We start from the raw sequence: 12520 nt of genomic DNA on the forward strand, positions 1-12520 counted from the left end.
ACATATTTAATAAAATATTTACGTAATTTTTCAACTGCATTTATATTTTATAGCAATGATATGAAAAGAATATGATCCGCCCTGCACTTTCCCGGCAACACGTTTTACACCTTCAAAACGGTATTAAACGGGATTATTTAAAGCCTTTCTCTTTTTTAATGAGATCATATGCTGCCTGGATCGATTGCGCTTTCTCTTTTGCCAGTTCCATCATTTCCGGCGGTAACCCTTTCGCCACCAGTTTATCCGGATGATGTTCACTCATCTGCTTGCGGTAGGCGCGTTTGATGGCAGTACTGTCGTCACTTTCTTTCACACCCAGCACCCGGTAAGCCGCGGCAAGATCAGCGCTCTGATCGCGATAATAACCCTGCTGAGACTGCTGCTGCCAGTTACCGCTCTGTGCCCCGCCGTGCATCTGTGCCTGCATCATTGCCAGTACATTTTCAAACTGATGACGCGGGATCCCCAGTTCTTCGGCGATCACCAGGAGCACCTGGCGCTCGTTCGGATGCAGTTCCCCGTCACCGAACGCCGCCTGGATCTGGATTTCCAGAAACATACGCAGCAAATCCGCCCGCCCGTAACAGGCTCTGCGTAACTGCCGCAGGGCATCCCGCAGCGGGAAACCGGCGGCTTTACCTTCACGGAAAGCATTCTGAGCCTGTGTCCGCGCACTGCCGTGTAACTGCATGCGATCCATCAGCGCGGTGGCCAGATAAATATCTGATTCCGTTACCCGGCCTTTTGATTTGGTCAGATGCCCCAGTATCTGAAAGGTCGTGCTGAAAAAAAGTGCCTGTCTGGACTGATTATTGCTGAATGAGCCACCCAATTGCTGACTGCGGACTTTATCAATCGCATGACCAATAAGAAAGCCGAGAAAAATACCCCAAAAACCGGCTCCGGATGCCATGCCTAATAAAATTCCGATGATTTTTCCCAAATAGTGCATATACTCCTCAATTCAACAATGCCCTTGACGCAATTTTGCATTATCATACTACCCATTCTGTACGATGCCTAACGCCATTTGGATACGTGAACCTGTTTCACGCACGCTCTTTTTTCGTGTAAATTAGGCTCCTGGCGTTCGGGCAATGTGCTACCGAGGACGGAATTGCAGACATACTTATGAAGAAGAGTTATCCAACCCTGCTGGCCACCATTATCTGGACAGCGCTATACAGTCAGGCTGCACAAGCCGCCACACTTGCCGAGCAGTGTATGCTGGGTGTTCCGGTGTATGACGAGCCGGTTGTTGACGGAAAACCCGGTGATTTTCCGGTCAATATCACCGCACAAGGTATGTCAGGCGAATATCCGCACGCGGTAAAATATGACGGTGGTGTGGATATCCGTTCAGGTAACCAGAATCTGAAAGCGGATGAAGTGGAAGTCACTCAGAGCGGTGAAGAGACCAATCCTGTCCGTATTGCGACAGCGACCGGTGATGTCCGCTATTCTGATCCGCAAATCCGTCTGAAAGGGCCGAAAGCGTGGCTGAATCTCAACAACAATGATGCCGATGTTGAGAAAGGCGATTACCAGATGGTCGGTCGCCAGGGCCGCGGTGATGCCGACAAAATGAAGCTTCGCGGCGAAAACCGTTATACCATCCTTGAGAACGGGGTATTCACCTCCTGTCTGCCGGGTAATGACAGCTGGAGCGTCAAAGGCTCAGAAGTCATTATTGACCAGGATGAGCAGGTTGCGGAAATCTGGAACGCCCGTTTCCGTGTTGCCAATGTCCCGATCTTCTACAGCCCGTATCTCCAGTTACCGATCGGTGATAAACGCCGCTCCGGTTTCCTGATCCCGAACGGCAGCTATTCCAAATCCTCCGGCCTGGAATTTACCCTGCCGTATTACTGGAATATCGCCCCGAATTATGATGCCACTATCACGCCGCACTATTTCAGTAAACGCGGCCTGAAAATGGATAATGAATTCCGTTATCTGACACAGTTCGGCAGAGGCACACTGGCCTTTGACTTCCTGCTGGATGACTCGCAGTACAAAAAAGACAAAGAAGCCGCCGGTAATGCGGAATGGGCAAAACGGGAATCCAACGACCGCTGGTTATTCTACTGGGGTCACAGCGGGTCGTTTGCACAGGACTGGTGGTTCTCTTCTGACTACACCAAAGTCAGTGACTCGCGCTATTTTTCTGATTTTACCTCGGCTTACGGTAACTCTACGGACGGCTATGCCACGCAGAAACTGGCTGTGGGTATCCGAAAATCAAACTGGAACGCCACTGTAACCTCTAAACAGTTCCAGATCCTGACCAACAATGATAATGCGAAATCCTACCGCGCTGAGCCGCAGCTGGATCTCAACTATTATAAGAATGACCTCGGCGTGTTTGATTTCCGGGCCTATGGCCAGGCTGCCCGTTTTACCAGTGTGGGCAGAAATAATCCGGATGCCATCCGTCTGCATGCAGAGCCAACGCTCAGTATGCCGCTGTCAAATGGCTGGGCCAGCTTCAATACCGAAGCGAAGCTGATGGCAACTCATTATGATCAGGATATTCCTGATACACCGAAGAACGCCGCGCTGGAAAAAAATGTTACCCGGGTACTGCCGCAGTTTAAAGCTGACGCGAAGATGATCTTCGAGCGGCCGATGTTCTTTAACAACAGTTTCACCCAGACATTAGAACCGCGCGCACAGTACCTGTATGTCCCGTATAAAGACCAGGACAATATCAACAACTTCGACTCCACGCTGATGCAGTCCAGCTACAGCGGCCTGTTCCGTGACCGTATGTACAGTGGTCTGGATCGCATTGCATCCGCCAACCAGGTGACCACCGGGGTGACCAGCCGGATTTATGATGATGAATTAGTTGAACGATTTAACGTTTCTGTGGGTCAAATCTACTACTTTGAACGTCCGCGTACCGGTAAAACTACCGTTGTGGACGAGAAAGATGAAACCGGTTCGATGGTCTGGGCTGGTGATTCCATGTGGCGTTATAACGACAACTGGGGCCTGAAAGGCGGCATTCAGTATGACCGCCGCCTGGGCAGTGTCGCCATGTCCAATGCCACAATGGAGTACCGTCAGGATGCCGAACGTCTGATTCAGCTGAACTACCGCTATGTGGACCGGGATTATATTCAGGCAATGCGGCAGAATGCTTCCGGCAATAACTCTGAGTTACCAGCTTACCAGAAAGGTATCTCTCAGGTCGGTATCGTGGCCAGCTGGCCGGTTGCCGAGCAATGGGCCTTTGTCGGTCAGTATTACTATGACACCAAAGAGAGCCAGCCGGCCAGCCAGCTGGTTGGTCTGCAATACAATACCTGCTGCTGGGCGGCAAACGTTGGCTATGAGCGTAAGATTATCGGCTGGAAAAATGATGCCAGTGAATACGACAATAAATGGACGTTTAATATCGAATTACGCGGCATGAGCAGCAATTACAGTCTGGGCAGCCAGAAAATGCTTGAGCGTGGTATTCTGCCGTATGTCCCGGCATTTTAACCGCCTGAGCTGACACAATTTTCACATGCCGTACCGGCGGTACGGCGATACGAAACATGATGGGATACTTATGAAAAACTGGAGAACACTCATTCTCGGCCTGATGTTCACGGCAAGCACAGCCTCATTCGCAGCACCGCAGCAACTGGATAAAGTCGCGGCAGTGGTGAATAACGGTGTGGTTCTGGAGAGTGATGTCAATAATATGCTTCAGACTGTCGCCATGAATGCCCGCAATGCCGGTCAGCAGATTCCGGATCAGGCAACATTACGTCAGCAGATTCTTGAACGTCTTATCATGGACAATATCGTGATGCAGATGGCCGGACAGATGCAGATCACTATCCCTGACCAGGCCGTTGATGGCGCTATCGAAGATATCGCCCGTCAGAACAACATGACCCTTGCCCAGATGAAAGATCGTCTGAAACGTGACGGGATGAGCTATGACAAATACCGCAGCGATATCCGCAAAGAAATGATGATGGCGGAAGTCCGTAATAACGAAGTCCGCCGCCGTGTGGTGATCCTGCCGCAGGAAGTGGAGTCTCTGGCAAACCTTATCAGCACACAAAACGCTGCGGATACGGAACTGAACATCAGCCATATCCTGATCCCGCTGCCGGAAAATCCGACAGAAGAACAGATGAATGCAGCAAAAGAAAAAGTCACCACCATTATGAATGAACTTCAGCATGGTGCCGATTTCGGTAAACTGGCAATTACCTATTCTGCGGATCCGCAGGCGCTGAAAGGCGGTAATATGGGCTGGAGCCGTTTACAGGAGCTGCCGGGTCTGTTTGCCGAGCGTCTTCAGTCCGCCAAAAGCGGAGAAATTGTCGGGCCGGTTCGCTCCGGTGTCGGCTTCCATATTCTGCGCGTGAATGACGTCCGCGGAAACAGTCAGCCGATTTCGGTGACGGAAGTGAAAGCCCGTCATATTCTGATCAAACCGTCACCGGTAATGACCGATGACCAGGCCCGCAGCAAACTGCAGCAGATTGCCGCTGATGTGAAAAGCGGTAAAACCACTTTTGATGCTGCGGCAAAACAATTCTCAGAAGATCCGGGCTCTGCCCTGCGCGGTGGTGAGTTAGGCTGGTCAATGCCTGATATCTACGACCCGGCTTTCCGTGACGCACTGATGAAACTGAAAAAAGGCGAACTGAGTCAGCCTGTCCGTTCCTCTTTCGGCTGGCACCTGATCCAGCTTGAAGATACCCGCAACGTGGATAAGACCGAAGCGGCTCAGAAAGATCGCGCTTACCGTATGCTGTTTAACCGTAAATTCAGCGAAGAATTACAGAGCTGGATGCAGGAACAGCGCGCCGGCGCTTACGTGGAAATTTTAGATGGCAGTAACAAATAAGCTGAAACCTGTCGTTATTACCCCCGGCGAACCGGCCGGGGTTGGTCCTGATCTGACAGTCGCGCTGGCACAGCGCGACTGGCCGGTAAAACTGGTGGTTTGTGCCGACCCGCAACTGATGCAGCAACGCGCACACGCGCTGTCACTGCCGCTCACCCTTGAACCTTATTCACCGGATACCGCCTGTCAGCCGCAGCGCGCGGGCACACTGACCATTCTGCCTGTTAAACTGAAAGCGCCGGCTGTCGCCGGTGAGCTTAACGTGGCAAATGCCGCCTATGTAACGGAAACACTGGCACGCGCCTGTGACGGCTGTTTACAGGGTGAGTTTGGTGCTTTGATTACAGGCCCGGTACATAAAGGCATCATTAACGATGCCGGGATCCCGTTTATCGGTCATACCGAATTTTTCGCTGACCGCAGTCACTGCAAGCGTGTGGTGATGATGCTGGCCACCGAAGAAATGCGGGTGGCGCTGGCGACCACACATCTGCCGATTTTACAGGTACCGGCAGCCGTTGACCGCACCTGTCTGCATGAAGTGATCACTATTCTCAATCATGATCTGCGTACCAAATTCGGTATCGCGCAGCCGCATATCATCGTTTGTGGCCTGAACCCGCATGCGGGGGAAGGTGGCCATATGGGCCATGAAGAGATAGATACCATTATCCCGGCACTCGATGAACTGCGGGCGCAGGGGATTTCCCTGGAAGGTCCGCTCCCGGCAGACACCCTGTTCCAGCCGAAATACCTGGAACGCGCGGATGCGGTGCTCGCCATGTATCACGATCAGGGCCTTCCTGTGCTAAAATATCAGGGATTCGGCCGTGCCGTGAATATCACGCTGGGACTGCCGTTTATCCGGACCTCTGTCGACCACGGCACAGCCCTGGAACTGGCAGGTACCGGCAAAGCAGATGCGGGTAGTTTTATCACCGCATTAAATTTAGCGATTACAATGATTAAAAACAGTCAATGAATACACGAGTCCATCAGGGGCATTTTGCCCGTAAACGTTTCGGGCAGAACTTCTTAACCGATCAATTTATTATCGACAGCATTGTCGCGTCGATTAACCCGCAACCCGGTCAGGCGATTGTCGAAATCGGGCCGGGACTGGCTGCACTGACTGAGCCGGTCGCCGATCGCATGGACAAAATGACGGTCATTGAAATCGACCGTGATCTGGCCGCCCGTCTGGCCAGCCATCCGTTTTTACAAAGCAAACTGACCATTATTCAGCAGGATGCCATGACCGTCGATTTCACGGCACTGGCACAGGAGCGCGGCCAGCCGCTGCGGGTGTTCGGTAACCTGCCGTACAATATCTCCACGCCGCTGATGTTCCATCTGTTCACCTTCACTAACGCAATCAGTGATATGAACTTTATGCTGCAAAAAGAAGTGGTTAACCGTCTGGTTGCCGGTCCGGGCAGCAAAACCTACGGTCGTCTGAGTGTTATGGCGCAGTATTACTGCCAGGTCGTACCGGTTCTGGATGTGCCGCCGACGGCATTCCGCCCGGCACCGAAAGTGGATTCAGCGGTTGTCCGCCTGATCCCGCACCGCGAAAATCCGTATGTGCTGAAAGATGTCGCGCTGCTCAGCCGGGTAACCACACAGGCCTTTAACCAGCGCCGCAAAACGATCCGCAACAGCTTAGGTGATCTGTTCAGTCCGGAAACCCTGACTGAACTGGGTATTGATCCGGCCACCCGGGCAGAAAATATCAGTGTTGCGCAATACTGTCTGATGGCCAATTACCTGGCGGAACATCCCGCCTCATAGGGGATTCATCATGAATAACGACCCGAGAATTTGTATTCAGGTTCAGAGTGTTTATATCGAAAGTCAGTCTGAACCGGATGCGGAACGCTATGTTTTCGCCTATACCGTTTCTATCCGTAACCTGGGTCGTGATCCTGTGCAGCTTATCAGCCGCTACTGGCGTATCACCAACAGTGAAGGCCGCCAGACAGAGGTTCAGGGGGAAGGTGTCATCGGTGAACAGCCGGTGATCCGGCCCGGTGAAGAGTATCGTTATACCAGCGGCACAGTCCTGGAAACACCGCTGGGCACCATGGAAGGTTACTACACTATGGTGGATCACGAGGGTGCGGATTTCATCAGTGAGATCCCTGTTTTCCGGCTCGCAATACCAACCTTTATTCACTGATTCTCTATGGCAACCTATCTTATCGGCGATGTTCACGGCTGTTACCGTGAACTTCGCGCATTACTGACTCAGGCAGATTTTGATCCGCAGGCTGACACCCTGTGGCTGACCGGTGATCTGGTCGCCCGCGGCCCGGATTCACTTGATGTCCTTCGTTATGTCAAAAGCCTGGGTGACTGCGTCAGGCTGGTACTCGGTAATCATGATCTGCATCTGCTGGGGATCTACGCGGGGATCAGCCGTAACAAACCACGCGACCATCTGAACAAACTGCTCAGCGCACCGGATCTGGATGAGCTGATCAACTGGCTGCGCCGCCAGCCGATGCTGCAGGTTGATCATGAGAAAAAGCTGATTATGGCACACGCCGGGATCACCCCGCAGTGGGATCTGGATACCGCCATTATATGTGCCCGTGAAGTGGAAGCGGTTCTCAGCAGCGATACCTATCCGCTGTTTATTAATGCTATGTATGGTGACCTGCCGAATGACTGGTCCCCCTCTCTGACCGGCCTGGCACGTCTGCGCTTTTCCACCAATGCCCTGACCCGGATGCGTTACTGCTTCCCGGGCGGACAACTGGATATGGTCTGCAAAGATAAACCGGATCAGGTTTCCGCACCGCTGAAACCCTGGTTTGCCCTGCCGTCAAAACTGCCGGAAGGTTACAGCGTGGCTTTTGGTCACTGGGCATCACTGGAAGGCAAAGGTACGCCGCGCGGTATTTATGCGCTGGATACCGGCTGCTGCTGGGGCGGACAGCTTACCATGCTGCGCTGGGAAGATCGCTGCTATTTCTGGCAGGAATCTTTTGCGGTGCGGGATGAGGATGAGGACTGAGCAGTCACCGGCAACAGACAAGGAAAAGCAGAGCCGGTGGCTCTGCTTTTTTGTATTAACATTATTTATGAAATAATACGAATCAACTGATTAATCAGCTCTTACGGCGCTCTAAGATTTCAAAGCAGAAACCGTGCGAGTTTGCTTCATCCGCATCATGATATTCCATAAAAGTGGAGTCCCACTCATCCGGCTCATAGTCCGGGAAGTAAGTATCCCCGCTGACTTCGGCATCAACGTGCGTCAGATATAAACGATCCGCCAGCGGCAGGAACTGTCCGTAGACTTTACCGCCGCCCATCACCATGATCTCACCGTCTGTTTCTTTCTGTGCAATCGCCAGTGCTTCTTCCACAGACTTAGCCCAGACCACGCGATCATCGTTGCCCGGCGTACGGCTGAGGACGATATTGAGGCGATCCGGCAGAGGACGGCCGATAGATTCATAAGTCACGCGACCCATGATCACCGGTTTATTCACCGTATTACGTTTAAACCATGCCAGATCTTCCGGCAGTGTCCATGGCATCGCATTTTCCATGCCAATAACCCGATCCATAGCTAAAGCAGCGATCAAGCTAATGTTCATTCATTTCACCTTAGGGCTGAGAGAAATTTTGCCGTCACTATACGTAAACTACTCAATGCCGTCGACAGAATTCAGTGTTTCATCAATACAAATAATTTATTTGTCTTCACACTTGAAGGTGGGTCATACTTTTACTCTGTATTCAGGTCTTTTTCAGCAAGGATATACCATATGTATGATGCCACTCTGATGGTCACCACTATCGCTGCGCTCGGTATGATCTCCCCGGGCCCGGATTTCTTTCTGATTGTGAAAAACGCAGCCCGTTACCAGCGTGCTGCAGCTATGATGACCGCACTGGGTGTGCTGTCCGCGATCGCTATTCACATGACCTACTGCGTGGCAGGTCTGGCGGTGATCATCACCACCACACCATGGCTGTTTATGATCCTCAAATATGCCGGGGCGGCTTACCTTATCTGGATAGGGATCAACAGCCTGCTGGCGCGTGCCGGCCATACCCTTGATACCGGGGATGGCTCACATCAGCGTATCTCCTTTAAAAAAGCCTTTATGCAGGGATTTCTCTGTAACCTGCTGAACCCGAAAGCCACACTCTTTTTCCTTGCTATTTTTACCCAGGTACTGGATATCAACTCCGGATTTGGTGAAAAACTCTGGTATGCTGCTATTGTAATGGGACTGGCGGTGGTTTACTGGCCATCACTGGTACTGCTGATTCAGAGTGATCCGGTACGCCGCGGATTGGCGAAAATTCAGAAGTATATCGATAAAGTCCTTGGCGTCGTCCTGATTGGCTTTGGCGTCCGGGTTGCAATGAGCTGATGATAATGATAATGAAAACAGATAAATACACTTTTCAGCCGGAATTTCAGGATGTCATACAGGATGCCGTACAATCCCTGTGCACTGCACTGCCGGGTGTGCTGCACAGCATCTATGTTTACGGCAGTGTAGCAGAAGGTCGCGCTGTCCCGGGCCGCTCTGATCTGGATCTGACCCTGGTGCTGCACCGGCCGCTCAGCGCGGCGGAAAAAACCATTCTCCGCAGTCTGGACAAAGCACTGACCGCGCGTCACAGCAGTGTGTCAAAAATCGGGTTTGATACCGGCCTGCTGTCAGAAGTGACCTCTGCGGAAGAGCAGCCGGTCTGGGCTTACTGGCTGGCACATTTTTGCCTGCCGGTCTGGGGTGATGACCTGACACTGAAACTGCCCGTTGTGACACTTAACCGTGAGATTATACACGGCATTAACGGCGACTTTCCGGTGCTGGTCCGCACCAACCTGACGCAGTTACAGAAAAGCCCGCCGCTGGCTGAAATCCGGCGGATAAAACGGGAAACCGCACGGCGTCTGCTGCGTGCCACCGCACTGGTGTGGAATGATTATGAAACCTGCACTTACCCGCTGCCGCTGCCGCAGATGGCCGGAAAAGCGATTGCGCTGTATCCGGAAAAGCGCCACGCGATCACGTTTTTGCTGGGACAAACCGAAGAGCCGGATACCGGGATTATCCAGTTTATCGCCGTTGCCGGGACATTCTCCCGCTGGCTGCGGGATGAGGAAAAGCGTCTTCTGAGCCGCTGAAAAAACCATAAAAAACTGCTGAATAATCAGCAGTTTTTTTATCCGGGGTGTTTTAATACAGCGGAGAGGGTTCAATTTCCAGTTGCCCGACAACGCCTTTGTCGGCCTGTTCAAGGAACTGACTGTAATAGAAGAACGGGAAATGGGAATACGACGGCTGCATCATCTGTACCAGTAATTCACTGCGCCCGTCAATCCAGACAGTATCTTTCCAGCCGTAATCCTGCGGCTGCGGTGACTGACCGTTATGGCTGATCACCTTAAAGCGCACACCGCTGATATGGAACGGCTGCGGGGTATCGGTTGTGACAGCCCAGCGCTCCCAGTTACCCTGCTGCGTGCGGATATCGGTACGGCTCATGTCCCACATCGCGCCGTTAATCCCCGGCGGTAACAGACTGAGTGACACATCGCGGTTACGGACACCGGTTGTGATTTGTGTCGGATCCTGAATCAGGGTGGCCGGTAAATTATCCGTTACCAGCGAAATCAGACCGGTTGCGCGGATAGTCAGCACGTTAGTATTCACCAGCGTATTTGATGTCTCAAACAGACTTTTAAAACGCTCTGTCAGGGTAGCGGATTCCCCGGCTGTGATAGTCAGTGTTTCCGTTTTTGACATATCGATCAGCACTTCGCGCCGTTCACCCGGCGACAGGGACAATACCTCAACCGCTACCGGTGACGGCAGCAGTCCCTGATCAGAAGCGATCATATAGAACGGACGGCCGTCACTGAGTTTCAGTTCAAAGCGCCGGGCGTTTGCGGCATTGACCATGCGCAGCCGGATCCAGCCTTTCGACACTTCCAGATACGGATCTTCCGCACCGTTGACGATCAGCCGGTCACCGATAAACATACCGTTATCTTCCGTGCGGTACTCCGGCGACCCGAAGGAATCAAGACGCTTATCCTGAATGATCAGCGGGAAATCATTGACGCCGTACTCTTTCGGCAGCGGCAGATTACGGCTTTCCTCATCATCCACAATCCACATGCCGGCAAGCCCGTTATAAACGTGCGGTGCCATCCGGTTCGGAGTATTGGCGTGATACCAGCAGGTTGCAGCCGGCTGGCGCACCGGGATCACCGGCGACCAGTCTGTATTCGGTGAAATCAGGCGTGCGGCCCCTCCGGCAACCGTTCCCGGCACCAGCAGCCCGCTGACATTAACGGCAACCGGCTCTGACAGACGGTTGCTGTAAATCATTTTGATATCATCACCATTACGGACACGCACAGTCGGCCCGAGATAACGGCCGTTAAAACCCCAGACACTGGCCTGATTTTTACCGTTAAATGACCAGTGAGTGCGCTGCATCGTCAGAAATAACGGCTGTCCGTTGCGGCTTTCCAGCAATGGCGGAACCGGTAACGGCTGACTGCCGCCCTCATCTGCCGCACGGACAGACAGAGGCAGTGAACCTAAACACACCGCTAAGCCGGATGCTTGAATAAACCGGCGCCGACTCAGTGTCATAGCATCTCCGAAAAAACGTTTCCATGATTTTTATGATTTGTACCGAACACCCGTATGCCGGTGAGCAGACAGAGACATCCGTGTTATCTTTTCATGAAGGGCATACGCTTAACAACGGAGTGTTAAGCGTATGATATAGCGGATGAAGAGCAATTCCTAAACTTATCTATGATAAGTTGCAAAATAATAAGACTGCTATTGTATAACGGGCGTGACAATCACGGAAATTAAGCGTCTTTACAGCCCTTTTGTTTTTCCATTTCAATCACTTCCTTATCCAGCTCCGCGATACGTTTGATCATCATCTGGCGGCAGTCTTCAGCCAGTTCACGCACCTGTTCACGGCTGTATTTTGAGGTATCAACCGGCGGCAGCATATCCACAATCACCACACCGTTATTCCAGCGGTTCAGTTTGATGCGTCCCTGAGTGGTGGACACACACACCGGCACCACCGGCACACCGGCAGCCATTGCAGCGTGGAAAGCACCGGTTTTAAACGGCAGCATACCGCGGCCCCGGCTGCGTGTGCCTTCCGGGAACATCCAGACAGAGATATTACGCTTTTTGATCTGATCCGCCACCTGGGTAATGGTGTTATGCGCTTTGCTGCGATTGCTCCGGTCGATCAGGATATTCCCCGAAATCCAGTACAGCTGCCCGAAAAACGGGATCCAAATCAGGCTGCGCTTTCCGACAGTCACCGTGCGCGGCTGCACCGCATTCGACATGGTGATCATGTCATAGTTGTTCTGATGGTTACCCACATATACACAGGAACCGTAGTGTTTGGCTTCTTCCGGAATGCGGTACACCATTTTGATGCCGAAAACATAAGAAAGCTTGCCGTACATGCGCCCGAAGGTCATCACATGCTTCGGGTTACGCGGGCTGGTCAGGCAGATCAGGATACCGGCCAGGCTGCCGGCAATACAATAAATAATAACGATGATAATACGTAAAATGGCTAACATGCGTCCCCCGCAAAATGGCCTTTTAAGAAAAGCGGGGCAATCAT

Annotated in this window: 12 protein-coding genes; 8 read left to right on the forward strand and 4 right to left on the reverse strand. The window is 52.3% G+C overall.

Annotated elements, in window-relative coordinates:
• Positions 1–133: 133 nt before the first annotated feature.
• Positions 134–955, reverse strand: a complete 822-nt coding sequence (gene djlA, locus U868_RS0113740; protein WP_025153788.1) for a co-chaperone DjlA — start codon at positions 953–955, stop codon at positions 134–136.
• 179 nt (positions 956–1134) lie between these two features.
• Here djlA and lptD point away from each other — a divergent pair, with 179 nt between their 5' ends.
• The 6 genes from lptD (at position 1135) to apaH (ending at position 7883) form a co-directional block, all read left to right on the forward strand.
• Positions 1135–3495 (forward strand): LPS assembly protein LptD, encoded by a 2361-nt coding sequence (gene lptD / locus U868_RS0113745; RefSeq protein ID WP_025153789.1) that lies wholly within the window; start codon positions 1135–1137, stop codon positions 3493–3495.
• 70 nt (positions 3496–3565) lie between these two features.
• Positions 3566–4864, forward strand: a complete 1299-nt coding sequence (gene surA, locus U868_RS0113750; protein ID WP_025153790.1) for a peptidylprolyl isomerase SurA — start codon at positions 3566–3568, stop codon at positions 4862–4864.
• A complete protein-coding gene (pdxA, locus tag U868_RS0113755; RefSeq protein ID WP_025153791.1) occupies positions 4848–5846 on the forward strand; it encodes a 4-hydroxythreonine-4-phosphate dehydrogenase PdxA in 999 nt (332 codons plus the stop codon). The genes surA and pdxA overlap by 17 nt, the downstream gene beginning before the upstream one ends.
• Positions 5843–6655: a 16S rRNA (adenine(1518)-N(6)/adenine(1519)-N(6))-dimethyltransferase RsmA gene (gene rsmA / locus U868_RS0113760; protein WP_004237170.1), complete on the forward strand. Its 813-nt coding sequence runs from the start codon at positions 5843–5845 to the stop codon at positions 6653–6655. The genes pdxA and rsmA overlap by 4 nt, the downstream gene beginning before the upstream one ends.
• Before the next feature lie 10 nt (positions 6656–6665).
• Positions 6666–7043, forward strand: a complete 378-nt coding sequence (gene apaG / locus U868_RS0113765) for a Co2+/Mg2+ efflux protein ApaG (protein ID WP_004237169.1) — start codon at positions 6666–6668, stop codon at positions 7041–7043.
• Positions 7044–7049: 6 nt separating this feature from the next.
• Entirely contained in the window at positions 7050–7883 is an 834-nt protein-coding gene (gene apaH, locus U868_RS0113770; RefSeq protein WP_025153792.1) for a bis(5'-nucleosyl)-tetraphosphatase (symmetrical) ApaH, read from the forward strand.
• 94 nt (positions 7884–7977) lie between these two features.
• Here apaH and folA read toward each other — a convergent pair whose 3' ends face one another.
• Entirely contained in the window at positions 7978–8472 is a 495-nt protein-coding gene (gene folA / locus U868_RS0113775; RefSeq protein ID WP_015422448.1) for a type 3 dihydrofolate reductase, read from the reverse strand.
• A 171-nt stretch (positions 8473–8643) separates the two neighbouring features.
• Between folA and U868_RS0113780 the strand changes: the two genes are divergently transcribed.
• Together U868_RS0113780 and U868_RS0113785 are read left to right on the forward strand one after the other, a co-directional pair.
• Positions 8644–9258 (forward strand): LysE family transporter, encoded by a 615-nt coding sequence (locus U868_RS0113780; RefSeq protein WP_025153793.1) that lies wholly within the window; start codon positions 8644–8646, stop codon positions 9256–9258.
• An 11-nt stretch (positions 9259–9269) separates the two neighbouring features.
• Positions 9270–10022 (forward strand): nucleotidyltransferase domain-containing protein, encoded by a 753-nt coding sequence (locus tag U868_RS0113785; RefSeq protein ID WP_240182721.1) that lies wholly within the window; start codon positions 9270–9272, stop codon positions 10020–10022.
• A gap of 52 nt (positions 10023–10074) precedes the next feature.
• On the opposite strand, the gene ftsP is transcribed toward U868_RS0113785, so the two are convergent.
• Both ftsP and U868_RS0113795 read right to left on the reverse strand, forming a co-directional pair.
• Positions 10075–11502: a cell division protein FtsP gene (gene ftsP, locus U868_RS0113790; protein ID WP_025153795.1), complete on the reverse strand. Its 1428-nt coding sequence runs from the start codon at positions 11500–11502 to the stop codon at positions 10075–10077.
• 227 nt (positions 11503–11729) lie between these two features.
• On the reverse strand, positions 11730–12476 hold the full coding sequence (locus tag U868_RS0113795) for a 1-acylglycerol-3-phosphate O-acyltransferase (RefSeq protein ID WP_025153796.1): 747 nt from the start codon (positions 12474–12476) through the stop codon (positions 11730–11732).
• Between the last annotated feature and the right edge of the window lie 44 nt (positions 12477–12520).

Origin of the sequence: Morganella morganii H1r (genome assembly GCF_000633515.1) — a bacterium.
Taxonomy (GTDB): Bacteria; Pseudomonadota; Gammaproteobacteria; order Enterobacterales; family Enterobacteriaceae; genus Morganella; species Morganella morganii_B.

Bases quoted from the DNA above. Each gene is read 5' to 3' on its own strand.
- djlA (WP_025153788.1), bottom strand. From the start codon at position 955: ATGCACTATTTGGGAAAAATCATCGGAATTTTATTAGGCATGGCATCC.
- lptD (WP_025153789.1), top strand. From the start codon at position 1,135: ATGAAGAAGAGTTATCCAACCCTGCTGGCCACCATTATCTGGACAGCG.
- surA (WP_025153790.1), top strand. From the start codon at position 3,566: ATGAAAAACTGGAGAACACTCATTCTCGGCCTGATGTTCACGGCAAGC.
- pdxA (WP_025153791.1), top strand. From the start codon at position 4,848: ATGGCAGTAACAAATAAGCTGAAACCTGTCGTTATTACCCCCGGCGAA.
- rsmA (WP_004237170.1), top strand. From the start codon at position 5,843: ATGAATACACGAGTCCATCAGGGGCATTTTGCCCGTAAACGTTTCGGG.
- apaG (WP_004237169.1), top strand. From the start codon at position 6,666: ATGAATAACGACCCGAGAATTTGTATTCAGGTTCAGAGTGTTTATATC.
- apaH (WP_025153792.1), top strand. From the start codon at position 7,050: ATGGCAACCTATCTTATCGGCGATGTTCACGGCTGTTACCGTGAACTT.
- folA (WP_015422448.1), bottom strand. From the start codon at position 8,472: ATGAACATTAGCTTGATCGCTGCTTTAGCTATGGATCGGGTTATTGGC.
- U868_RS0113780 (WP_025153793.1), top strand. From the start codon at position 8,644: ATGTATGATGCCACTCTGATGGTCACCACTATCGCTGCGCTCGGTATG.
- U868_RS0113785 (WP_240182721.1), top strand. From the start codon at position 9,270: ATGAAAACAGATAAATACACTTTTCAGCCGGAATTTCAGGATGTCATA.
- ftsP (WP_025153795.1), bottom strand. From the start codon at position 11,502: ATGACACTGAGTCGGCGCCGGTTTATTCAAGCATCCGGCTTAGCGGTG.
- U868_RS0113795 (WP_025153796.1), bottom strand. From the start codon at position 12,476: ATGTTAGCCATTTTACGTATTATCATCGTTATTATTTATTGTATTGCC.